A 24,769-nucleotide genomic window follows, 5' to 3' on the forward strand; every position below is an offset into this window, starting at 1 on the left:
TACGCCGTTTTCTTTTTACCCAAACACCTGTTTGAACGGAAAATATTCCGCCCTGTGAAAAAACACCATGTATCCTGACCATTGCGGTTACGGTATACCCGCTATGACCACGTTGGTTTTCCACTTTCAGCTCAACAGGATGACTGGTAGGCTCCGCCATCATGAATGATCCCCAGCTTGATGCCCTGTTTGCGCCCATGGATGCAGACGACGGTGCTAACCACCATCTTCCGCTTGAGCGTATGCCGCCTCACAACTTTGAGGCGGAGGCCGCGCTTTTGGGTGCGATCCTGAACAACAACGCTGCCTATGAGCGCGTTTCGGATATTTTACGCCCCGAACATTTTGCCGATGCCCGCCACGGCCGCATTTACGAAGCCTGCGGCAAACTGATCGAACGCGGCCAGTTGGCCAACCCGGTTACCCTTTCAGCCTTTTTTCGCCAGGATGAACATCTGGCCGAAATTGGTGGCGCGCAATATCTGGCCGAATTATCCAATAACATGGTTTCGGTCATTAATGCGGGTGACTATGGAAAGCTGGTTTACGACCTGTATTTGCGCCGCGAATTAATCGAAATTGGCGAATCTGTTGTCAACGAAGCCTATCAATACGAACTGGACGCCGACGCGGCCAACCAGATTGAAAATGCCGAACAACGCCTGTTTTCCCTGGCGACTGCCGGGGCAGCGGAATCGGGTTTTGTCGCCTTTGGCCCGGCCCTGACGCGTGCGGTTGAAAACGTTGAACATGCCTATAAAAATGCGGGCAAGGTTGTTGGTGTTACCACCGGCCTTCGCGATATCGACCGCAAACTGGGCGGCCTGCACCCTTCCGACCTTTTGATTTTGGCCGGGCGCCCGTCAATGGGTAAAACAGCCCTGGCCATGAACGTGGCGTTTAACGCCGCCATTTCTTCGCACAAAACCCGTGCCAGCGGCGAAGACCAGTTTGACGAATTGCGCACCGGTGCCATTGCCGTTTTCTCGCTTGAAATGGCGGCCGAACAGCTTGCCGGGCGTCTTTTGTCGCAGGCTGCCGAGGTTTCGGGCGATAACATGCGCCGTGGTGATTTGAACGAGGACGATTTTGAACGTCTGGTCATTGCGTCGCGCGAATTAAATACGGTTCCGCTGTATATCGACGATACACCGGCCCTGCCGGTGTCAACCTTGCGCACCCGTTGCCGCAGGCTAAAACGCCAGCACGGCCTTGCCATGATTGTCGTCGATTACCTTCAGCTTCTGGCCCCGCCAACCAACTTTCGCGGCGACGGACGTGTGCAGGAAGTCTCGGAAATTACCCGCTCGCTCAAAGCAATTGCCAAGGAACTGGGCTGCCCGGTTCTGGCCCTGTCCCAGCTTTCACGTGCGGTTGAACAGCGCGACGACAAACGCCCGCAATTGTCGGATTTGCGTGAATCCGGCTCGATCGAGCAGGACGCCGACGTGGTGATGTTTATTTACCGCGAACAATATTATCTGGAACGGGCTGAACCTGCACAAAAGCCCGAAGAATCAACAGATAAATTCGGCGAGCGTTATTCCCAATGGCAGGAACGCCTAAACCAGGTTTACAACACCGCCGAAGTCATTGTGGCCAAGCAGCGACATGGCCCGGTTGGCAACGTCCGGCTGTTTTTCGACGGCAACTTTACCAAATTTGGCGATCTTGATCATGTCGCCGAAGAATTCGACGAATAACCCACTATGCATATAACGGGGTTTAGCCAATGAGCGTCCTACCCGCCCCTGGCCGTGCAGCCGATTGCGCACAGCTGGAAATTAACCTGAGAGCAATTGCTGAAAACTATCAGCGTCTGCAAAAAACCTATACCGGCCGTACCATGGGTGCCGTTGTAAAGGCAGACGCGTACGGGCTGGGTGCCAAGGCGATTGTACCGGTTTTGAAAAAACAGGGCTGCCGCCTGTTTTTCGTCGCCCATGCCAATGAAGCCGCCGATCTTTTTCCGCTTTTGCGGGGCGGCGGGCGCATTGCCGTTTTTAACGGACTGATGCCCGGCGATGAAGAATTTTTCATCGAAAACGACGTTATCCCGGTTCTTAATGACCTGGGCCAGATTGAACGCTGGTCCAATTTGTGCCGCGAATATGAACGCCCGGCACCGGCTTTCATTCACCTTGACACCGGCATGAACCGCACCGGCCTGTCGCCGCGTGATATGCAGGAATTAATCGAACGGCATTCGCAATTGCTGTATGGCTTTGAAAAGGCTGGCTATATGACCCACCCGGTCGCCGCCGACGAAGCCGAAAACCCGATCACCCGCGAACAATATAATCTGTTCATGAAATGGTATCGGCGTTTACCGCCCGCACCGCGCGGATTTTGCAATTCATCGGCCATTTTCCGCCATAAGGACTACCACCTGGAATTTTGCCGCCCGGGTTATGCCCTGTGGGGTGGCAACCCGACGCCGGAAAAAGCCAACCCGATGCGATCTGTGGTCACGTTAACAGCCAAGGTCTTGCAATTGCGTCAGATTGACACCGGAGAGTCGGTCGGATACGGTGCGTCCTGGCGGGCTGAACGGCCCTCCAGAATTGCAACCATTGCCGCAGGTTATGCCGATGGCTGGTTGCGCCACCTTTCCAACGCCGGGAAACTGAAAATCGGCGGCATTCAGACGCCAATGGTTGGTCGTGTTTCAATGGATGCCTTTGGCATTGATGTTACGGACCTGCCTGAAGGAAAGCTGAAAGCTGGCGACGATGTAACCCTGCTTGGCAAAGACTGCACAGTTGATGATATCGGCACGATGTCCGGTACTATTGGCTATGAAATCCTGACCTCGCTTGGTCATCGTTATCAGCGGGTTTACACCGAAGGCTGATCTGTTTGTGGCGATTTTGCCCAAGACAGACATTGCCAAAACAAGGGAATAACGCCCCAGATGCCGATCTTAGCGCCGGTAGGCCGGATATTTCTTGCATTTCTGGCTGTTGTCGGCCGGGTTACGGTTTTTGCCGCCAAAACACTTTTGCATTGTGTGACGCCGCGTTTCTATTTCCGGCTGATCTTTAAGCAAATGTGCGAAATCGGCTATTTTTCGCTGCCGGTTGTCGCCATGACCACGCTGTTTGCCGGCATGGTTCTGGCCCTGCAAAGTTATTCGGGGTTTTCGCGGTTTTCAGCCGAAAGTGCGGTTGCCACGGTGGTTGTCATTTCCATGACCCGCGAACTGGGCCCGGTTCTGGCCGGGTTGATGGTGGCGGGACGTGTAGGTGCCGCCATTGCCGCCGAAATTGGTACCATGCGTGTCACCGAACAAATCGACGCACTGGTAACCCTTTCAACCAATCCGTTCAAATATCTGGTGGTTCCGCGGGTTATCGCGGGCCTGGTCACCTTGCCAATACTGGTTTTTGTTGGCGACATCATCGGGGTGATGGGCGGTTATATGGTCGGCGTGAACAAACTGTCGTTCAATTCCGGTTCCTATATCCAGAACACCTTTCAGTATCTTGAAACACTTGATGTGGTTTCAGGGCTGGTCAAGGCAGCAGCGTTTGGTTTCATCATCACATTGATGGGCTGCTATCAGGGTTATTATTCGCGCGGCGGTGCCCAAGGCGTTGGCCAGGCAACGACCAATGCCGTGGTTTCCAGTTCCATCCTGATCCTGATTGCCAATTACATCGTGACCGAACTGTTTTTTGTTCGCTAATTCAGGGCCGCAAATTTATGTCAAACAGCCCGAAAATCAGTCTGACCGACCTTCACAAAGGGTTTGGTGCCAAAAAAGTCCTGCAAGGTATTAATCTTGATGTGGCAGCCGGGGAATCGGTTGCCATCATTGGCGGATCGGGCACCGGTAAATCGGTAACCCTGAAATGTGTATTGGGGTTGCTTACCCCCGATAGCGGGTCGATCAAAATTGACGGCGTTGAAATGGTTGGCGCGGACCGGAAAGCCCAGGACGCCATGCTGGCAAAAACCGGCATGCTGTTTCAGGGGGCAGCCCTGTTTGACTCATTGCCGGTATGGGAAAATGTTGCCTTTGGCCTGATCGAAGGCCAGGGCATTGACCGCAAAAAAGCCTATGACATTGCCATCGCCCGCCTTGCCGATGTTGGTTTGGGGGCCGAAATGGCAGATTTGTCGCCTGCATCACTTTCTGGCGGCATGCAAAAGCGCGTTGGTCTTGCACGTGCCATCGCCACCCGACCCGAAATTCTGTTTTTTGATGAACCCACCACCGGCATTGACCCGATCATGGGCGATGTGATTAACGACCTGATCGTCAAATGTACGCGTGAACTTGGTGCCTGTGCCCTGACCATCACCCATGATATGGCCAGTGCGCGCAAAATTGCCGACCGCATTGCTTTTCTCTATCAGGGAAAAATCATCTGGGATGGCCCGGTTGCCGATGTTGAACACAGCGACAACCCCTATCTGGCGCAATTCATATCGGGCAACACCGAAGGTCCGCTTGATCTGGATTTAAAGCATCTTTAATCCGGCCAACCCTTTGATTTATGATCAGGCTTATGGTCCTGATACCGGGCTCGAAACCAGCCCGCCCCGGTCCTTTTCCAACGGAGCTTTTTGTGGCAAAAACCCAAAGCCGATTTATCTGCCAGAATTGCGGAGCCGAATACCGGAAATGGACCGGGCATTGTGATGCCTGTGATTCCTGGAACACCATCGAGGAAGAACGCATTGAAGCCGGCCCCAAAGCCACCGGCGGCATCACCACCGGCCCCCGCGGCAAACCGCTGGATTTTGTGGCCCTTGAAGGCCAAAGTGCGCGCCCGCCCCGCATTATAACCGGCATAGCCGAACTTGACCGTGCCTGTGGCGGCGGCCTGGTTCCCGGGTCCGCCCTGCTGGTTGGCGGCGACCCCGGCATTGGCAAATCCACTATTTTGTTACAGGCGGTTGGCGTTCTCGCCGCCCGGCATAAATGCGCCTATATCTCGGGCGAGGAAGCGGTTGATCAGGTACGGATGCGTGCGGCACGGCTGGGGCTGGAAAAATCAAAGGTCGATTTCGCCGCCGCCACCAGCCTGCGCGATATCATCGCCACCCTGGATCAAAGCAACCACGAAGTTGTGGTCATCGATTCTATTCAGACGATGTATGCCGACACCCTTGATAGTGCGCCAGGAACGGTTTCCCAGGTGCGCGCCTGTGCGCTGGAGCTGATCCGCCTTGCCAAACGCAAGGGATTTGCCGTCATCCTGGTGGGGCACGTTACCAAAGAAGGCCAGATCGCCGGTCCCCGCGTGCTGGAACATATGGTCGATACCGTCCTTTATTTTGAAGGCGAACGTGGCCACCAGTTCCGCATTCTGCGTGCGGTAAAAAACCGCTTTGGCGCGACCGACGAAATTGGCGTGTTTGAAATGGGCGATGCCGGGCTGGTCGAAGTCCCCAATCCGTCTGCCCTGTTTCTGGCTGACCGTGATGCCCCGGTTAGCGGCACCGCCGTTTTCGCCGGGCTGGAGGGAACCCGCCCGATGCTGGTGGAAATTCAGGCTCTCGTCGCACAATCGGCCCTGGCAACCCCGCGCCGCGCCGTGGTCGGCTGGGATTCTGCCCGCATGAACATGATTTTAGCCGTGCTTGATGCCCGTTGTGGCCTGCCCCTTAGCCAGTTTGACGTTTACCTGAACGTCGCAGGTGGCCTGCGTGTGGGCGAGCCGGCCGCCGACCTTGCGGTTGCCGCGGCCCTTATTTCCGCAGTTGCAGACAGTCCTGTACCTGCTGAAACCGTTATTGTTGGTGAAATTGGCCTGTCGGGCGAAGTTCGCCCGGTCGGCCAGACCGAGGCCCGCCTGAAAGAAGCGGCCAAACTCGGCTTCGTTAATGGTTATGTCCCCAAACAGGGACAAACAGCCAAAAAGAAGCTGACCATCAAGGGTTTGAAACAGATCGAAATTAGCCATCTTCAGGATTTGGTAAATTTATTCGGTCAGGATGTGCGGGAAAAAGTACGTCCCCGCGAAGGCATGTATTAATTCCCGCTTCCGCATACACCCATATCAGGCTTGCCTTACACGACAACAAGCCCTATTCCGATTCTTCGGCGCTGGTATATTCCGCGCAAAGCCATAACAGGACCGACACAGAATGGATTTTTCCTTCCTTTCCGAATTGGGGGCCAGAGACATTTTTGATCTGGTGGTGGTTGCCATTGTGCTGCTGTCCGGCCTGTTCGCATTTTTTCGCGGCTTTGTTCATGAAAGCCTGTCAATGCTGGGCTGGGTGGGTGCTGGTGTTACAGCCCTTTATGGCTATCCCGTTGCGCGCCCCTATGTCCGCGAATTGATCCCTTCGCAACTGATCGCCGATCTTGCAACGGGTATAGGCCTGTTTCTGATCGCGTTTCTGATTTTTTCGTTCATTAGCGGACGCATTGCCAAAGCGGTGCAAAATTCCGGCCTCGACAGCCTGGATAGCACACTGGGGTTTGTTTTTGGTCTGGTTCGGGGCGGGCTGGTCGTTTGCATCGCCTATATCGCCCTGTCGTGGTTAATGCCGCCAAGCCAGCAACCGATGTGGGTGCAAACCGCCCGCACCCGCCCCGTTCTGCAAGAGGGTGCCTATTTGCTCAAGGCTGCCATGCCCGATGCGCTGTTTGACAACACCGCCGAAGAAATTGCCCGCACCCAGCGCGAAGCCGATGCGCGTGACCAAACCTATCGCAAATTGTTAGGCCCTACGCCAAAACGTAAGGAATCCACGCAGATAGAAGGTTATACCCAGGAAGAAATCGACGCGAAAAACCGTCTGATTGATGCTGTTACCCAGCAATGATGGAAGACCACACCCGGTCTGTGCTACATATAAAATTATTTTAAACGTCATCGTGATGCCGCAGAACCACAAAAGGTTCTGGACCAAAACCTCAAAAGCGTTATAAAACGCCCACGCGCGAAGATATGGATTGCCCCTGGTGGCGATCCCCAACGAGTGAGGCGTCGGGATTTCGTTAACGCGTGCGGCATCCAACAGGCGCCACCGGCGAGAGAGCGGAACCCACTCATGCTGACCACCAATCCATTCGATGACGACAAGCTACGCGAAGAGTGTGGCGTTTTTGGCGTTTTTGGTTCGCCCGATGCGGCAGCCTTAACCGCCCTTGGCTTGCATGCTCTTCAGCATCGCGGGCAGGAAGCAGCGGGTATCGTTGCTTACGACGGGTCTGATTTTCCCGCCCACCGGGCTTCAGGCCAGGTTGGTGACATTTTCGGATCACAGGATGTTATCCAGAGCCTGCCGGGCCACCGGGCCGTCGGCCATGTGCGCTATTCCACTGCAGGGGGCAAAGGCCTTCGCAATGTTCAGCCGCTATTTGCCGATTTTGAATTTGGCGGCCTGGCCATTGCCCATAACGGCAACCTGACCAACGCCCTTGCCGTGCGTGACCGTCTGGTCCGTCGTGGCTCTATTTTTCAGTCCACCGCCGATACCGAGGTGTTTATTCACCTGATCGCTACCAGCCTGTATGAAAAGATCGTCGATCGCCTGGTTGATGCCCTGCGTCAGGTTGAAGGCGCATATAGCCTGGTCGTCATGACCCAGAAAAAACTGATCGGCGTGCGTGACCCGCTAGGCGTACGTCCACTGGTGCTGGGAAAACTCAACGACTCGTACATCTTTTCGTCTGAAACAGTTGGTCTTGATATTGTCGGGGCCGAGTTCATTCGTGATGTTGAACCGGGCGAAATTGTTGAAATCACCGATTCCGGTATTCGCTCGACCAAACCGTTCAAGCCGGTCAAATCGCGCTTTTGTATTTTTGAACATGTCTATTTCGCCCGCCCCGACAGCATTGTCGAAGGTTCCAGCGTGTATGACGTACGTAAAAATATTGGCCGCGAACTGGCACGCGAAAGTTCGGTCGAGGCCGATGTGGTTGTGCCCATTCCCGACTCGGGCGTGCCACCGGCACTGGGCTATGCCGAAGAATCCGGTATTCCGTTTGAACTGGGCATTATCCGCAACCATTATGTGGGCCGGACCTTTATTGAGCCGACCGATCAGATCCGCCACCTTGGCGTAAAGCTGAAACATAACGCCAACCCCGGCAAGCTAAAGGGCAAACGCGTTATTCTGGTTGATGATTCAATTGTACGTGGCACCACATCGACCAAAATCGTCGAACTGGTTCGCCAGGCAGGTGCTGCCGAAGTGCATATGCGCATCACCAGCCCGCCCACGGCAAACCCGTGTTTTTACGGTGTTGATACCCCGTCAAAAGAAAAGCTGATGGCTGCCAATTACGACATTGAAACAATGGCGAAAATGATTGGCGTCGACAGTCTGGCCTTTGTCAGCATCGATGGTTTGTATCGTGCCACCGGCCTGCCCGGCCGCGATGCCGAAAGCCCGGCATTTTGTGATGCCTGCTTTACCGGCGACTATCCCATCCGTCTGGTTGACCACCAGGCTGAAAACAAGGATCGGAAATTATCGCAGTTGGTCGAAAGGCAGTCCGCATGAGTGTGCAAAAACGCCTTGAGGGCAAAGTTGCACTGGTAACCGGGGCATCGCACGGCATTGGCCGTGCGATTGCCAAACGGTTTGCCGCCGAAGGGGCCGAAGTCATCGCCCTTGGTCGCAATGTTGGTGCCCTTGAAGAACTTGACGATGAAATCCGGGCCGAAGGCGGCAAGGCCGTTTTGTTGCCGCTGGATTTAACCATGTATGAAAAAATCGATGCCATGGGCGCGTCGATTTATGAACGGTTCGGCAAACTTGATATCGTCGTTGGTAATGCCGCCGTTTTGGGTGAACTGGCCCCGGTCGGCCATATTGACACGCAAATGTTTGAAAATACCCTTGCGGTTAATGTTACGGCCAATTTCCGCCTGATCCGCAGTGTCGATAAATTACTGCGCCTGGCTGATGCCGGACGCGCCATTTTCGTCACATCGGGTGTATCGGCCAAGGGCCGCGCCTATTGGGGCCTTTATGCTGCCACCAAGGCCGCCCTTGAAGCAATGGTTCTGTCCTATGCCCAGGAAATGGATGACAGCACCGTAAAGGTCAACCTGGTTAACCCCGGCCCCATCCGCACCACTATGCGCGCTGCGGCTTTTCCCGGTGAAGACCCGGAAACACTGCGCACCCCCGAAAGCATCATGGATGTTTTCGTGGATCTGGCTGCAGAAGACTGTGCCAAACACGGTGAAATCGTCACCGCAAGCTGACAACGCCGCACCTTAAAACATCAAGGCCGGACCCCGATTGTGAGGTCCGGCTTTTTCATTTCAGATGCAGGTTTTCGCCACAGAAATCCAGAAAGGCCCGCACACGCGCGGGTAAATGTCCCCCACCACCAATATATACGGCATTGATTTCCACGCCGCCCCTACCATTTCCGGGGTAATAAGCGTCCAGAATTTCGATCAACCGGCCCGCTTTGACATCCTGTTCAATATGAAACTTGCCAAGGCGAACAATACCGCCCCCCGCAATTGCCAAATGACGGGCACTTTCGGCATCACCAACATCAATCGTCCCGCCTGGCAGAACCGTTACAATTTCACCATCTACCTTGAACGGCCATTCAGCTTTCGCCCGAACAAAATTGTATCCGATCAGGACATGATCCCGCAGGTCTGCCACCGTTTGTGGCGTTCCATATCGGGCCAGATAATCCGGCGAGGCCGCAATCGCCATTCGGCATACACCCAGCTTACGGGCAATAAGGCCCGAGGATTGTAGTGGACCGCTGCGAATGGCAATGTCAGCCCGCTCTTCATACAAATCTACCATCTTCTCGCTAACCGTAACATCCAGGGTAATTTGCGGATAAGCCCGACGAAATGCCGGCACCAGCGGCAACAATCGATGCAGTCCAACCGGCATATTAATGCTAATTCGCAAATGCCCACGCGGACATAAGGCAACGGCGGCCTCCTGTTCGGCATCATCAAGATCGGCAATGACGGATACAGCACGTTGATAAAACCGCTGCCCTTCCGGCGTAAGCTGCAATTTCCGGGTTGAACGGTTAAACAGCCGCACCCTTAACCTGTCTTCCAGCCGGCCAACCAGTTTACTGATCGCCGATGGCGTCATATTAAAATCCCGGGCGGCTGCGGAAAAACCATCCCTTTCCACCACCCGGATGAAAACTTCCATTTCACCGGATCGGTTGGTATCAAGTCGCGACATGTGAATTCAACTCACAAATAATTTTCCTATTTTCCCAATAGTTGAAAATTCAGTTGCTGTCCATATTCCCGTCAATCACATTTTTATGACAGGAGACTTCAATGGAATACAGGCAACTGGGCCAATCCGGCCTGCGTATCCCCGCTCTCAGCTTTGGTACCGGCACCTTTGGCGGGCAAGGACCGCTTTTTTCCGCCTGGGGCTCCTCGGATGTTCGCGAAGCGACCCGTTTGATCGATATCTGCCTGGATGCCGGTCTGAACATGTTTGATAGTGCCGATGTTTATTCAAACGGGGCCGCCGAACAAATACTGGGCGAGGCGATCAAAGGACGCCGGGATAAAACAATTATATCAACCAAGCTGGCGCTGCCTATGGGCGACGGCCCCAATGACTATGGCACGTCACGCCATCGCCTGATTGGTGCGACCGAGGCCGCGTTAAAGCGGCTGAACACAGACTATATCGATCTTTTGCAACTTCATGCATTTGATGCCTACACACCGGTAGATGAAGTCATGGAAACACTTGATACCCTTAGGCAGGCAGGGAAAATCCGCTATAGCGGCGTTTCAAACTTCGCCAGTTGGCAAATAATGAAATCACAGGCAGTTGCGCAGGCGCAGGGCTATGGCCGGCATGTCGCCCTTCAGGTTTATTATTCGCTGGTAGGCCGGGATTACGAATGGGATTTAATGCCAATGGCACAGGATCAAGGGATTGGCGCCATCGTCTGGAGCCCGCTTGGCTGGGGGCGACTAACCGGTAAAATCCGGCGTAGCACGCCCGTTCCAGCCGGCAGCCGTTTGCATGAAACCGCACAATATGGCCCGCCGGTTGACGAGAATGTCCTTTATGACATTGTCGACGTACTGGACCAAATCGCGGCAGAAACCGGAAAATCTGTGCCGCAAATTGCCCTTAACTGGTTATTGCAACGTCCAACCGTATCATCGGTCATCATCGGCGCACGCAATGAACAACAGTTGCGTGACAACCTTGGCGCGGTAGGATGGGCATTAAGCGCAAATCACATCGAACAACTAGATGCTGTCAGTAAATGCCAACCACCCTATCCGCATTATCCCTATCATATTCAGGAAGGTTTCGCGCGACTGAACCCGCCATTATTTCCATAAACAGAAACGGCAACGATAATCTCCTGCACCCTGCCACCAGCAAACATAACAGCTGATGGTTGCGCCGCCATTTTGATTGCTGCTTTCTTTAAATAACGTATGGCGCCTATATCTGGCGAACGGGTGTGGTTAAATGCCGTTTACAATCAAGGCGGTGGTGGGGGTTGCTTCAGTCCTCTGTATCGATGCGTGTCATGCGTCCACCCTCCGGATGACAACATATTTCAGGACAAGACACACAAATAAAAAAGGGTCGTTCATGAAACGACCCTTTTTTCACATGTAACGATTACCGCTTTTTCTTTTTGGCAAACGGGTTGTCGCTGCTCCGCAAATAAATGCGGATCGGAACGCCCGGCATGTCAAAATCATCGCGCAAGCCGTTAATCAGGTAACGGGTATAGCTTTCCGGTAATTCTGCGGCCTTGGAACAGTTAATAAAGAAACTTGGCGGACGCGATTTCGCCTGGGTCATATAACGCAGACGAATACGACGGCCGCTGATCACCGGCGGCAAATGACGCTCGGTTGTTTCTTCAAGCCAGCGGTTCAGTTGGGATGTCGGAATACGGCGGCTCCAGATATCATAAATATCAAGAACAGTTGGCATGATCCGTTCGGAACCACGCCCAGTAAGGGCTGAAAGCGTTACGACAGGAATACCGCGTGCCTGTGCAAACGAGCTTTCAAGCGTATCACTGAGATGCTTCATATAGGCCGATTTATCATCGACCAGATCCCATTTATTCACCCCGATGATCAACGCACGGCCTTCTTCAAGCACCATACGTGCAATCGTCAGGTCCTGTTTATCGATGGTGTTGGTCGCATCAATCATTAAAACCGCGACTTGTGCATAGCGAATAACGCGCAACGTGTCGCTGACCGACAGTTTCTCGACCCGATCATCGATTTTCTTTTTACGGCGCATCCCGGCGGTATCAACCAGCCTGATCTCGCGACCGTTAAAGTTCCAGTCAACCGCAATCGCATCGCGGGTCAGGCCTGCCTGCGGCCCGGTCATGACACGGTTTTCATTCAAAAGCTGGTTCATCAGGGTTGATTTACCAACATTGGGACGACCAATAATCGCCAACTGAATTTTGCCTTTGTCCCGCGGCAAATCATCAGCATCTTCTTCGTCGTCTTCTTCGTCAAATTCGCCGTTTTCTTCAACCGACTTCAGGGTTCCCCCCAAACCGTTCGGAAAATCGTCGCTATCCAGGTCGATATCAATGTCGTCATCGCCGTCAAAATCAGGGCCGAAATCGGCGTCCGCATCGTTTTCGATATCGTCGTTGCTATCGTCGTCGGTCGGGGTGCTGCGCACCAGATCAGCGCGGGCAGCCTTGCGGGCGTCGCGTTCTTTCTGGCGGTCATCTTCCCAATACGGCAAAAGAATATCGATCAGCAATTCCATGCCCTGGCCGTGTTCCGACGAAATCGGTGCCACATCGCCCAGACCAAGGCCATAGGCTTCGTACAAGCCCGGGTCCTGCGCCCTGCCTTCATGCTTGTTGGCAATAACGTGAACCGGCTTTTTGCGTTTACGCAACCAGTCGGCAAAATGGTTATCGAGCGGTGACAGACCGGCGCGCGCATCAATTAAAAACAGGGCAACATCGCAATCTTCAAATGCGATCTCGCTTTGCTGGCGCATCTTGCCTTCGATCGAGCCGTCAAAGGCTTCTTCAAGACCGGCAGTGTCGATAACGGTAAAGGTCAAATGGCCAAGCCGTGCCTTGCCATATCGACGATCACGCGTAACGCCGGGCTGGTCATCGACAAGCGCTAGCTTCTTGCCCACCAGGCGATTAAACAGGGTCGATTTCCCGACATTCGGGCGACCGATAATGGCAACTTTCAAGGTCATCTGACTTCAGACTCTTTATAAAAACGGCGATGTGCGCCACGATACATATATCGGTGGCGCACTCGCAAAAAACAGGGAAAGGCAAAGCCCTTCAAAACTTATTCTGATCGACGTTTAACGATAGGCGACCAGCGACGCATTTGCCGTAAGGAAATACAATGTATCTCCGGCAACGATTGGCGGCAATGTTAACGGCCCTGGCAACGTATCGGTCCCGATGACTGTTCCATCATAAGGCGAAATCGTTTCAACGTCACCTTGCTCGTTCCCGACGATCAAACGGTCACCCGCCAAAACCGGCCCGGTCCATACCATGGCTTCGCTTTGATCTTCCGGATCAACATAACGCGGTAATGCTGACACCCATTTAACCCGTCCCGAGCGCCGCTGCAAGGCAATCAGGTCGTTAGTATTCGATAGCAGGAATACATAATTGCCGGCCACCCACGGAGACTGGATACCACCTTCTTCCACTTCCCACAAACGAACACCGGTCCGAAGGTCAATCGCGACCGTCAAACCGGAATTACTGGTCGCAATGACAAGGTCATTATCAATCACCGGCAAGCCCCGAATATCGGCAATAGCCGAAACAGCATCTGTCCGACCGGCCGACGCCAGGGTATCGGACCAGATAACCTGGCCGTTTTCAACACGAAGGGCGTAAAGTTCGCCGGTGCTATAGGCTGAAATCACCACACCCTGGTCAACTGCCGGGCTGGCACCACCAATAAAGGTGGCACCTTCGCTAGCACCACGATGGCTCCACAAAACTTCGCCACTATAGGCATTCAGGGCAACAGTCTGGTTATCGACCGTTATCACAAACACCCGGCCACCACGAACGGTAGGGGCGGCACGCATTGGAGCGGTCAAGGTGGTGCGCCACTTTACTTCCGCACTTGCGGCATCAATGGCAACCACTTCAGCAAAACCGGTGGTGGCATAAACCATGCCATCGGCATATGCCAGACCAGACCCCAGAAGGGTACTGTCATCTTCCTGATCCGGGGCAATATCCACATCCCAAATCTGCTTGCCGGTTTTTGCACTAAAGGCACGCACTTCGGCATCGGCATCAATGGTAAACACAACACCCTTGGCAATGACAGGCTGGTTTAGCAACAAGTCTTCGTCCAGTGACCCGGTGCCAATGCTGCTGGACCACTGTTTTGTCATCGTTTCGTTGTCAAACGCCAGGTGCTGCAATGAATGGCTGGGGACACCGCCATTCTGGGTCCAGTCTTCCTGTACCTGCGGCTGTGGCAAAACAACTTTCTGATCGGTCAGGCCGGGATCAGGTACCAGCGTGCTTTGCAGCGACAAAACCGCCAGCCGTTCGCCAGGCAAGGGCGGATCTTCAGATTCCCCCATCCAGCTTGAGCAACCCGAAACCAGAACGGCGAAGCCCAATACGCATAAAACGGATTTTAAACGGTCCAGACGGTGTAATTGCAAAACCATATCCTTTAATCCTGTCCCGACGGCATCCTGAAAGGACACCCCTTATCGACAATCAGGCCTTGATCGCCTTCAAAAGCTCGCTCGCACGGCCGCGCATGTCAGACGGTGCTGTTTTGTCATCGGCCAGTTCAGTCAAAAGCGATTTGGCTTCATCGGTTTTACCAGCAGCAATGTTTAAAACAGCCATCATTTCACGTGCCGAGTGATACCACGGGTTTTCCGGCACCGCGATCGGCTTCAGGCGGGCGATCAAGGCATCGGCATTGTCGGCACTGCCGGTATTCATGGCAATCTGCACAACGGCCAAATCACGATAAACCTTGTCAACATCACTATCTGCCGCAATGGCTTCCAGTTCCTTGACGGCGTTTTCAGTGTCATTCTGGCTTAGGTAAATCCGGGCTTTCTGGAAATGGCCCAGCGCAACAAAACCGTCATTGCCCTTGGCAATAATCGTGTCAAACGCATCAAGGGCGGCCTGGCTTTTATCCGGGCCGGCATTCACCAGTTCCAGCGCGTTGGCAAAACGCGTACCGTTTTCAAGACGGGTGGAATGTTCATAACTTTTCCAGCCTTCACGGCCTGCCACGCCAAGAACAACAACGGCAGCCACTGCGATGACGACCTTACCATATTTGCGCCACAGGCGCTCAGTGCGCTCGCGCTTAAGGTCTTCTTCGACTTCCTGGAAAATATCGACCACGAAACCCGCTCCAATTCGATCAAAATAAAGCGGGCCACATGCCCGCCCGTCAGAATAAAATAACGGCAAGGATTTAACGCGCCACGACCCAAGGGGTCAAGGGTGCTGCGTGATTCGGGTGCATTTTAAACGCACCACACGCCAATTTCGGCTTATTCATCCGATTTGGCCGGTAAAACACACCCATCCCGGCAAAATTTTCACCCTGCATCCGCAATATCGCGCCTGCCCCCCATCAAAGCAAAGCACCCCGTCGCAAGCAGGACTCCTGACACCGATATAAGATACATAATATATCGCCCGTCCTTCGAAACCACAGGTACAAAGCAGTCACAAGACGGGCAAGCGGCTGCCACAATAAAGGCCTTGCTGGATATAACGGTTTAACCGGCATAAAACTTGCTTTATCGAAATAGAAGATCTTGGGGATCAGACCATAACAACCGTAACCCGGCAAATTTGGCCGGTTTGCAAAGGGATAAACCGCATGACCGGCATATATACCCCCTCTGCCCGGCCACAAACCCGGCAAAAAAGTGCGTTAAGCTCGGTGACGCGTTATTGTCGCCCCATCGTCGCTGCATGCGGGTTAGTTACCCTTTTTGCCGGGCTTGGCGGTTGCTCGAGCCTGGATAATACGGTTGCAAGCGCCACCGGCACAGAACTTTTGACAGCAACCCAGTGGTATATCGCCCTTGATGTCGTCTCGATCATTAATACCGATAAAACCATCGTTGATCACATTGTATCAATGTCGACCGGTCGCGATTGTTCAACCGTACGATCAAGCATGGGTGAACCCTATTGCAAGACAGACCCGATCCCCGAACCCCCACTTTATTGTTACCGCACACTTGCCGCTGTAACCTGCTATGCGACCCCCGACCCCTATAGCACAGGCAAACGCACCATCGACTGGCCGCCAACCCGTGGCCGAAGCCTGTAGCCCATAGCCCCTGCACAATTTTGCAGTGCGCCTTTCTGGAATGATCCCAAAGTCACATCTGACTCTATCAGGTGGCTGGCAGAAATTTGCCTGAAAACCTGCCATTGCGACTTGAGAGGCTGCCAGATCCGCGCTACCGTATTGGTCGATTGTAAATGTTAGATGACAATCAGCCATTTCCACAGCCCGGAGCCCGGCATGGGAACACTTCTTAATCTGGTGCAATATCGTAAAAGCAAAACATTTGTTCACTTCAATCGGGCTGAACTACAAAAATTGATGAATATCTATTCCAGACAAGTCGCCGGTGGGGCTTGGCGCGACTACGCGATAGACCAGCTTGACGGCATGGCAATGTTTTCCATGTTTCGCGCCACCCATGAAAATCCATTATTTGCTGTCATCAAACTTCCGCCAGACCAGAAAAATGCCGGTCAATATCTTGCCCTTCATAGCGGCGTGAAAATCAAACAAAGTTCGCAACTTGAAACCGTCCTTGAGGCCATCGAAAAACGTGCCCGCAAGGTTGTTCCGCTGTTTAAAAACCGCTAACTCCAACCGGTCTGATCAATGTTGCAAAATTGCCTGTTTCCCCTTACCCGCCCGTCCCGCCTTTCGGGTAAAACCCGCAGCACCATAGTGTTGGCAGCGCCGTTGCTCGTGGTGTTATGCCTTGGCTTTTCCCAAAATGCCCATGCCGATTACAAGGCAGGATATCTCGCCTACAAAGCCGGGAATTTCCGTAATGCCCAACAGGAATGGCAGGATGCCGCATCAACCGACCCACGGGCGGCCTATGCGCTTGGCCTGCTTTATTACCGCGGCAAACTGGGTGGCGAGGATTACGAGAATGCGGCAAAATGGTTTTCGGTTGCGGCACGTGCCAACCACCCCAATGCCCTTTATTACATGGGTCTGCTATATTTAAACGGTTGGGGGGTAAACTATGACCAGTTCAAAGCCACCGATTTTTTAAAACGGGCCTTTATTGCCAATGGCAAAAACGCCGATGCCGCCTTTTTACTGGGTGAACAATATATGCATGGCCGGGGCGCCATGCAAAACTATGTCGATGCTGCACACTATTACCTAAAGGCGGCGCAAGCAGGCCTGCCCGCCGGGCAATATATGATCGGGGCCATGTATGAACGTGGCTGGGGCGTGGACCCGGACCTGGCAGAGGCCTATTACTGGCTGCGCCTGTCAGCCCTAAAGCCGATCAATACCCCGCCTGGCACCGAGCTGGAGGCCGACCCTGGCAAAGCCATTGCCCAGCTTGAACAAAAATTGCGCCCCGAAGAAATACGCCATGTCGAGGACCGGCTGGGTACGGCAATTCGCTAGTCACGTTCAAAACATTTTAGCCTGCGATATCTTCAAGGCCCTATGCCATACGTAGCGATACGACATTCAACCCCGAATAATACTACATAAAATAAAAGGCCGCCCCAAACCGGGCGGCCTTCATCATATTACGGCGAACAGGTGGACATCGACCAAATCAGTCAAATGCCTCGCCCCAGGTGCCACGGGTTGCAGCCTTTGAATATTCGGTGGCCCGGTTTTCAAAGAAATTGGTATGCTCGACCGCGTTTAACATCGCATCCATCCACGGCAGCGGATTGTTTTCAATGTGATAAATCGGGTCCAGCCCCAACTGGGTCAAACGGCGATCAGCAATATAGCGGATATACAGCTTGATATCCTTCGGCGTTAAGCCCTCGACCGCGCCTGCCTCGAACGCAAGATCGATAAAGGCATCTTCATGCACCACAATGGTTTCGCAGGCTTCCAGCAAATCGGCCCGCATTGCATCGTCCCAGATTTGCGGGTTTTCGCGGGTAAAGGTTTTAAACAGGCGAATAACGCTTTCGCAATGCAGGCTTTCATCGCGCACCGACCATGTCACGATCTGCCCCATGCCCTTCATTTTGTTAAAGCGCGGGAAGTTCATTAACATCGCGAAAGACGCAAACAGCTGCAAACCTTCGGTGAAAGCACCAAATACCGCCAGGGTTTTTGCCATTTTGCGCATCCCGTCTTCGGTCAGGCGCAAATCCCCGCGTTCATCGATATATTCATCTTCGGCGTCAATACCCCAAATCTGCATATAATCGTATTTGTCCTTCATTTCCTTATACTGAAAGAAGGCCTCATATTCGGTTTCGGGCATGCCGATGGTATCAAGCAAATGCGAATAGGCCGCGACATGGATGGTTTCCATGTTGGAAAAGGCCGCCAGCATCATCTGCACTTCGGTGGGTTTAAACACCCGGGTGTAGTGACGCATATAGCAGTTATTCACCTCGATATCGGACTGGGTGAAAAAACGGAAAATCTGGGTTAACAGGTTCCGTTCTGCATCGGTAATCGTATGATTCCAGTCTTTCACATCGTCGGCCAACGGCACTTCTTCAGGCAACCAGTGAATTTGCTGCTGGGTTAACCATGCTTCATAAGCCCAGGGGTAGCGAAACGGCTTGTAAACCGGGTTTTCGGTTAAAAGGTCCATGGTTTTTTCGTCGGTCATATCAATCTCTTTCCCGCCCGGGCCTTATTGGCACGCCAGGCATTCTTCATATTCGGTCTGGGTGCTGTCCTGTGAGGCGACAGCGTTGCCTGCGGCACGGGCAGCGGCCAGTACGGCTTCGATATCAAGATCGGCTACTTTTTCCTTGCGCGGCACATTCGCGACGACTTCAGCCCGCTGGATCGATTTCGACCGGCAGTAATAAAGGCTTTTGACACCTTTCTTCCATGCCTGAAAATGGATCTGGTGCAAATCGCGCTTATGCACGTTCGAGGGCAGGAAGATGTTAAGCGACTGGGCCTGATCAATTTTCGGCGCACGGTCACCTGCCAGTTCGATCAACCAGCGCTGATCAATTTCAAAAGCAGTTTTAAACACATCCTTTTCCAGATCAGACAGGAAGTCCAGATGCTGAACCGAGCCTTCATTCACCGTGATCGAGGTCCAGACCTGTTCGTTATTCTGGCCTTTTTCCTCGAGCAACTGCGCAAGGTATTTGTTGCGCACGTTAAAAGACCCCGACAGGGTTTTATGGGTATAGGAATTGGCTGCTGTCGGCTCGATCCCTGGCGAAGCGCCGCCGCAAATGATGGAAATTGATGCTGTCGGTGCAATGGCGGTTTTATTGGAAAAACGCGCCTTCATGCCATATTCGGCCGCATCCGGGCACGAACCACGTTCATCGGCCAGCTTTTCCGATGCCGCATCAGCATGCTTTTGCACATGATCAAAAATCTGGTTGTTCCAAACCTTGCTCATCACACCTTCAAGCGGAATGCCCATTGATTGCAGGAAGGAATGGAACCCCATAACCCCCAGGCCAACAGAACGTTCGCGCATGGCCGAATATTTGGCGCGCGCCATGCTGTCCGGGGCGTTTTTAATAAAGTCTTCCAGAACGTTATCAAGGAAGCGCAAAATGTCTTCGATAAATTGCGGTTCTTCCTTCCAGGTCTGGTAATGCTCCAGATTAAGCGAGGACAGGCAGCAAACTGCAGTGCGGTCGCCGCCGTGCTGGTCACGCCCGGTCGGCAGGGTAATTTCCGCACACAGATTGGATGTCTTGACACTCAGGCCCGCCATTTTGTGATGCTGCGGCACCGCCCGGTTTACCGTATCGATAAACAGCATATAGGGTTCGCCGGTTTCGACCCGCGACGTCAGAAGACGGATCCACAGGGACCGCGCACTAACCTTGCGTACCACATGACCGTCCTTGGGCGACGTTAATGCCCATTCTTCGTCATTTTCCACCGCGCGCATAAAGGCATCCGATACCGACACCCCCTGATGCAGGTTGGGCGTTTTACGGTTGGGGTCGCCACCGGTCGGGCGGCGCATTTCGGAAAATTCTTCAATTTCCGGGTGGCTGACGGGCAAATAAACCGCAGCAGACCCGCGCCGCAGCGACCCCTGGCTAATTGCCAGCGTCAGGCTGTCCATCACGCGGATAAACGGCACGACCCCGGATGTTTTGCCGTTTTTACCGACTTTTTCACCAATCGAGCGCAAATTACCCCAATAAGACCCAATGCCACCGCCGCGCGCTGCCAGCCAGACATTTTCGGTCCACAAATCAACAATGCCAGACAGGTTATCGTCAGCTTCGTTCAAAAAGCACGAAATAGGCAAACCACGCGTGGTGCCCCCGTTTGACAGGATCGGCGTTGCCGGCATAAACCAGTGTTTGGACATATAGTCGTAAATGCGCTGGGCGTGATCGGCATTGTCGCCATAATAGCTGGCAACCCGGGCAAACAGGTCCTGATAGCTTTCACCGGGCATCAAGTAACGGTCGGTAAGAACCGCTTTGCCAAAATCAGTCAGCAAGTCATCACGGGTACGGTCAACAATAACCCGCGCGCCTTTTTCATGCTGCACGACATCTAGCATTTTCATGCTGCTATCCTTCAAACTGGACGTTCACCGGCCCATCGCCGATACGTCGCTAAAACCAATCGCGACGGGCCACACCGCACTGCCTTGAACTGCGCACAAAACAAGCCTGTATCCGCCAGCCAATGCCGCAGATGCCATGTTCCGATATCAGATCTGGTTGTGTCTTACGGGTGTGTTCCCGTGTCCCATTTTCTTTATGAGGGAAGTTTATGCCTGTTCTAGACAGGTTTGAAAACACTATATCTGGTGTTTGGCGATAAAATTTTATCCATTGATTGTATCAGAACCGTTACAAGCCCGGATAACCAGTGATTCGCAGATGATTGGTTCCCTGCCGTTTGAACGGTCAAGAAAAACATCAAAAAATCGACGGCCCTGTTTCGTACACGTAGCTCAACGAAAAAGGCCAAAGCTCGCAACCAAAGGGATAAAGCCGGACCAAACCTGTCAATCGTTGTTGCAAAAAACATCTTCGATTCGACAATCAAAAATACGGCCCATTTTAAAAGCCAGCGGCAAACCAGGATCATAACACTGCTTTTCGCTCGCATTTACAGTTTGGCGTAACACATCAATCAATGCGGCCAACTCGGCCCGCGACCGCCCCCGTCGGCGTCGGCGTCGCAGTTCTGCCAACGTGCAAAAATTTAACCCGATATTATTTTTTTGCAGTCAGATCCATCACCATAACGTAAAGAAAACTTTACACCCACCTTCCAAAAAAAGCCCCCGTAAAGGGAGCTTTTTAAAAAATCTGCCAACAGGCAACGCCATATAATAGACCCTTTAAAACAGGTCATCATATGGCGCCTTACCCTTTTGCCGGTTTACCGGCTTTGATCTGGCAGTTTATAGGCCATTACATAATCGCCCGGTTTGGTGCCAACGGAACCATGACCACCGGCAACAATCACAACATATTGCGTGCCATCATCGGTAGTATAGGTCATCGGGGTGGACTGGCCACCTGCAGGCAACCGTGCCTCCCAAATCTGCTTGCCCGTTGTCAGGTCATAGGCGCGGAAATAGTCATCCACGGCGGCCCCAAGGAAAGCAACGCCACCAGCGGTGATAATCGGCCCGCCAATACCGGGAACCCCCAGTTTAATTGGCAACGGCAGCGGTGTCATATCGTAGACCGTACCATTTTTATGCTTATAGGCGATATCACCGGTGCGTAAATCGGCCCCGGCGACATAGCCCCAGGGCGGCGCCTGACACGGCACCTTAATCGGCGACAGGAACGGCCCCATGCTTACGGCATAAGGAGCGCCGGTATTCTGATTAATGCCCATTTCACTGGCTTTTTTGGAACCCTGCGGCGGCACTTCGTCGCGCGGGATCAGTTTGGATGTAAATGCCAGATAAGTCGGCATCCCAAACATCACCTGGCGTTTCGGATCAACCGCAACACTACCCCAGTTAAAAGTGCCAAAATTACCAGGGTAAATCAGCGATCCCTGCAAGGATGGCGGGGTATAGCGACCTTCATATTTCAACTGATGAAATTCAATGCGGCAGGCCAGCTGATCAAACAGCGTTATGCCCCACATATCCTTGCCCGTCAGCTTTTCGGGCATAAAGGTTAAATCCGATACCGGCTGGGTCGGCGCACTATGATCTTCGGGAATGGTGCCGCCCGGTGCGGCAACTTCGCGGACATTGATCAGGGGTTCGCCGGTGCGACGATCGAGCACATAGATATCACCCTGTTTGGTTGCACCGACCAAGGCCGGCGTTTCATTGCCCATTTCATCGGAAATATTGGTCAAAACAGGCTGCGCAGGAACATCCATATCCCACAAATCATGGTGAACCGTCTGACGGACCCATTGAACCTTGCCGGTCTCGATATTTAGCGCAACGATGGAAGACGAATATTTCTCGACATTCTCGCTGCGGTTCATTCCCAACTGATCAGGCACCTGGTTTCCCAGCGGGATATAAACCATGCCCAGCTTTTCATCGACCGAAAAAACCGACCAGCTATTAGGGGAATTGGTGGTGTAGGTTTCACCTTCCGCCAACGGCTCGGTTTCGGTCGGATTGCCGGAATCCCAATTCCACAACAATTCACCACTATGAATGTCAAAGGCACGAATAACGCCCGACTGTTCCTGTGTTGAATAGTTATCGTTTACCGCCCCCCCAATAATAATTTTGCCGTCAACGGCAACCGGGGGCGATGTCGAATAATAATAACCCGACGGATTATGCGGCATTTTCTGTTCAAGGTGCAGCGTACCATTTTCGGCAAAGCTGTCGCACACACTGCCGTCTTTGGCATCAAGTGCAATCAGGCGAGCGTCAGATGTCGGCAGGTAAACCCGCTCGGCACAATGGTCACCTGTTTTGGCTTGCGGGTCAGCATAATAGGTTACACCCCGGCAGGTTTGATGCTGACGGTCGGTATTTGCCCCCACCTTGGGGTCAAACTTCCATTTTTCCTTACCGGTTTTCGCATCAATGGCAATGGCCCAACTGTGCGGCGTGCATAAATACAGGGAATCGCCAACTTTTAACGGGGTTACCTGATAGGTGGTTTCCGGCACATCGCTGGACTGACGAACATCACCGGTTTCGTAACGCCATGCTTCCGTCAGTTGATCAACATTTTTTGCCGTAATCTGGCTTAATGGCGAATAACGTTGCCCATACTGGGTTCGGCCATATTGGTGCCAGTCCCCATCAGGGATGGAATTGCCCATATCCGGGTTCTGCGTCACGACCTTGTCGTTTAAACGGCCGGTAACGGCATTGGGATCATTGACCATGGAACCAACGGCAACAACAACGGTAATCACCACTGCCATGCTTAAACCAATACCGCCGGGATACTGTGTTTTTCCGTCACGACCGGTGCTGTGACTGCCATGACCAAGGCCACGCCGCACCCATGGCGTTAATAACCACAAGCCCAACAACACGGGAATACCCCCGCGCGGTGCAAGCTGCCACCAGTCGAAGCCAACTTCCCACAAAGCCCAGGCAAGACTTGCAATCAGAAAGGCTGCGTAAAACCATAGGACAACCGGTTTACGACGGTGCAACAGCCATGCGGCGATCAAAAAGACAGCGCCAGCAATGGCATAATACCAGCTGCCGCCCAACGCCATTAGCCACACACCGCCAGCAGCAAGTGCAAGACCAATCAGCGCAAAGACGACAACGCTCAGCAGATTAACCATCTATCTGTTCCATTTCGTTTTGCGAACACACGGCATATTGTTTATCCGTCCATGAAGACAGACCGTCAGACAGCACCTTTAAGATCAAACAAGATCAGAAAAAACGCATCCGAAGGCCAATATACCGCGCAAATCGAGGTTTCCGGCCATGATCAGCCACTGCAAAATCATATCCGGCCACACCGTCTGTTACGCTTTCATGCCCTGACCGGAACGTTTCGGGCCTGTTATCCCTTCGGCCGAAAGCCAGCACAATCACGCCAGCACCCAACCCAAAAGGCCGAACACCACCCGTAACAGATGAAATGTGGAATTCATTTAATGTAAAACGCGAACCCGGGCATCAGGTTCCACAAAGAACACATCATTTTCACATCCGCCCCTTAATGCCACCACAGACACGACACAGTGCCGCAAAGCGGATCAGTAAACGCAATATAGGCGCCACCTCAAAGCAACAACCCGCGACACAGAGACATTAACCCTGACCAAACGGGATGAAACATAAGGGAGGGTGAAAAACCGCAGGCAAAACATCCCGCCAGAAGCAGGCCAGATCAGGGCGTTTAATGGTGAGTTTCAATAACCATGCCCGATTTGATCACTTCGGTAATGGTTACACCAAGCCGGTCGTCAACAACCACAAGCTCGCCACGGGCGACCAGCCGGTTATTAACATAAATATCCACCGGCTCGCCAACCTTGCGGTCAAGTTCCAATACAGCACCGCGTGTCAGCCGCATCAATTGCGCAACCTGAATCTGGCTTTTCCCGATCACGGTCGAAACCCGCACCGGAATATCATATGCCGCGCCAATTTCGCTTTCGCCGTGGCGTTTTTCGTAATGGTCTTTGTCGTTATCGGCCATGTC

The 24,769-nt window shown here is 53.1% G+C and carries 20 protein-coding genes; 12 read left to right on the forward strand and 8 right to left on the reverse strand.

The window, feature by feature from the left end:
* Positions 1 to 161: 161 nt before the first annotated feature.
* The 8 genes from THS27_RS06125 to THS27_RS06160 all read left to right on the forward strand — a co-directional run bounded on the left by THS27_RS06125 (position 162) and on the right by THS27_RS06160 (position 9,185).
* Positions 162 to 1,703 carry a replicative DNA helicase gene (locus THS27_RS06125; RefSeq protein WP_085588948.1) on the forward strand — a complete coding sequence of 514 codons (1,542 nt, stop codon included), beginning with the start codon at positions 162 to 164 and terminating at the stop codon, positions 1,701 to 1,703.
* 29 nt (positions 1,704 to 1,732) lie between these two features.
* A complete protein-coding gene (gene alr, locus THS27_RS06130) occupies positions 1,733 to 2,854 on the forward strand; it encodes an alanine racemase (RefSeq protein WP_085588950.1) in 1,122 nt (373 codons plus the stop codon).
* A 60-nt stretch (positions 2,855 to 2,914) separates the two neighbouring features.
* Positions 2,915 to 3,688, forward strand: a complete 774-nt coding sequence (locus THS27_RS06135; RefSeq protein ID WP_085588952.1) for an ABC transporter permease — start codon at positions 2,915 to 2,917, stop codon at positions 3,686 to 3,688.
* A 17-nt stretch (positions 3,689 to 3,705) separates the two neighbouring features.
* Complete coding sequence (locus tag THS27_RS06140) at positions 3,706 to 4,482, forward strand: ABC transporter ATP-binding protein (protein ID WP_085588953.1); 777 nt, start codon at positions 3,706 to 3,708, stop codon at positions 4,480 to 4,482.
* 92 nt (positions 4,483 to 4,574) lie between these two features.
* The gene (gene radA / locus THS27_RS06145; RefSeq protein ID WP_085588955.1) at positions 4,575 to 5,987 is read left to right on the forward strand and encodes a DNA repair protein RadA; all 1,413 of its coding nucleotides are present in this window, start codon (positions 4,575 to 4,577) and stop codon (positions 5,985 to 5,987) included.
* 112 nt (positions 5,988 to 6,099) lie between these two features.
* Positions 6,100 to 6,786, forward strand: a complete 687-nt coding sequence (locus tag THS27_RS06150; RefSeq protein ID WP_085588957.1) for a CvpA family protein — start codon at positions 6,100 to 6,102, stop codon at positions 6,784 to 6,786.
* A gap of 228 nt (positions 6,787 to 7,014) precedes the next feature.
* Entirely contained in the window at positions 7,015 to 8,475 is a 1,461-nt protein-coding gene (purF, locus tag THS27_RS06155; RefSeq protein WP_085588959.1) for an amidophosphoribosyltransferase, read from the forward strand.
* The gene (locus THS27_RS06160; RefSeq protein WP_085588961.1) at positions 8,472 to 9,185 is read left to right on the forward strand and encodes an SDR family NAD(P)-dependent oxidoreductase; all 714 of its coding nucleotides are present in this window, start codon (positions 8,472 to 8,474) and stop codon (positions 9,183 to 9,185) included. Before purF ends, THS27_RS06160 begins: the two co-directional genes overlap by 4 nt.
* A 55-nt stretch (positions 9,186 to 9,240) precedes the next feature.
* Here THS27_RS06160 and THS27_RS06165 read toward each other — a convergent pair whose 3' ends face one another.
* Positions 9,241 to 10,155, reverse strand: a complete 915-nt coding sequence (locus tag THS27_RS06165; RefSeq protein ID WP_085588963.1) for a LysR family transcriptional regulator — start codon at positions 10,153 to 10,155, stop codon at positions 9,241 to 9,243.
* Between the two features lie 101 nt (positions 10,156 to 10,256).
* Here THS27_RS06165 and THS27_RS06170 point away from each other — a divergent pair, with 101 nt between their 5' ends.
* A complete protein-coding gene (locus THS27_RS06170) occupies positions 10,257 to 11,294 on the forward strand; it encodes an aldo/keto reductase (protein ID WP_085588965.1) in 1,038 nt (345 codons plus the stop codon).
* A 289-nt stretch (positions 11,295 to 11,583) separates the two neighbouring features.
* On the opposite strand, the gene der is transcribed toward THS27_RS06170, so the two are convergent.
* The 3 genes from der to THS27_RS06185 all read right to left on the reverse strand — a co-directional run bounded on the left by der (position 11,584) and on the right by THS27_RS06185 (position 15,334).
* Positions 11,584 to 13,167: a ribosome biogenesis GTPase Der gene (der, locus tag THS27_RS06175; protein ID WP_085588967.1), complete on the reverse strand. Its 1,584-nt coding sequence runs from the start codon at positions 13,165 to 13,167 to the stop codon at positions 11,584 to 11,586.
* Positions 13,168 to 13,281: 114 nt separating this feature from the next.
* Positions 13,282 to 14,631, reverse strand: a complete 1,350-nt coding sequence (locus tag THS27_RS06180) for a PQQ-binding-like beta-propeller repeat protein (protein ID WP_085588968.1) — start codon at positions 14,629 to 14,631, stop codon at positions 13,282 to 13,284.
* Between the two features lie 52 nt (positions 14,632 to 14,683).
* Positions 14,684 to 15,334, reverse strand: coding sequence for a tetratricopeptide repeat protein (locus THS27_RS06185; protein WP_085589180.1), 651 nt, complete (start codon positions 15,332 to 15,334; stop codon positions 14,684 to 14,686).
* 487 nt (positions 15,335 to 15,821) lie between these two features.
* Between THS27_RS06185 and THS27_RS06190 the strand changes: the two genes are divergently transcribed.
* From THS27_RS06190 to THS27_RS06200, 3 genes are all read left to right on the forward strand, one after another.
* Positions 15,822 to 16,280 (forward strand): hypothetical protein, encoded by a 459-nt coding sequence (locus tag THS27_RS06190; RefSeq protein ID WP_085588970.1) that lies wholly within the window; start codon positions 15,822 to 15,824, stop codon positions 16,278 to 16,280.
* Positions 16,281 to 16,478: 198 nt separating this feature from the next.
* Positions 16,479 to 16,832, forward strand: a complete 354-nt coding sequence (locus THS27_RS06195; RefSeq protein WP_085588972.1) for a DUF2794 domain-containing protein — start codon at positions 16,479 to 16,481, stop codon at positions 16,830 to 16,832.
* A gap of 18 nt (positions 16,833 to 16,850) precedes the next feature.
* Positions 16,851 to 17,624 (forward strand): tetratricopeptide repeat protein, encoded by a 774-nt coding sequence (locus THS27_RS06200; RefSeq protein WP_085588974.1) that lies wholly within the window; start codon positions 16,851 to 16,853, stop codon positions 17,622 to 17,624.
* Between the two features lie 157 nt (positions 17,625 to 17,781).
* Here the strand turns inward: THS27_RS06200 and THS27_RS06205 are convergent, their stop codons facing one another.
* The 4 genes from THS27_RS06205 to fliN form a co-directional block, all read right to left on the reverse strand.
* Positions 17,782 to 18,810 carry a ribonucleotide-diphosphate reductase subunit beta gene (locus THS27_RS06205; protein WP_085588976.1) on the reverse strand — a complete coding sequence of 343 codons (1,029 nt, stop codon included), beginning with the start codon at positions 18,808 to 18,810 and terminating at the stop codon, positions 17,782 to 17,784.
* Between the two features lie 24 nt (positions 18,811 to 18,834).
* Entirely contained in the window at positions 18,835 to 20,703 is a 1,869-nt protein-coding gene (locus tag THS27_RS06210) for a ribonucleoside-diphosphate reductase subunit alpha (RefSeq protein WP_168184835.1), read from the reverse strand.
* A gap of 833 nt (positions 20,704 to 21,536) precedes the next feature.
* Positions 21,537 to 23,897 carry a glucose/quinate/shikimate family membrane-bound PQQ-dependent dehydrogenase gene (locus THS27_RS06220; protein ID WP_085588982.1) on the reverse strand — a complete coding sequence of 787 codons (2,361 nt, stop codon included), beginning with the start codon at positions 23,895 to 23,897 and terminating at the stop codon, positions 21,537 to 21,539.
* Positions 23,898 to 24,463: 566 nt separating this feature from the next.
* A complete protein-coding gene (gene fliN / locus THS27_RS06225) occupies positions 24,464 to 24,766 on the reverse strand; it encodes a flagellar motor switch protein FliN (protein ID WP_085589182.1) in 303 nt (100 codons plus the stop codon).
* Between the last annotated feature and the right edge of the window lie 3 nt (positions 24,767 to 24,769).

The organism is Thalassospira sp. MCCC 1A01428 (assembly GCF_002115825.1).
Lineage (GTDB): Bacteria > Pseudomonadota > Alphaproteobacteria > Rhodospirillales > Thalassospiraceae > Thalassospira.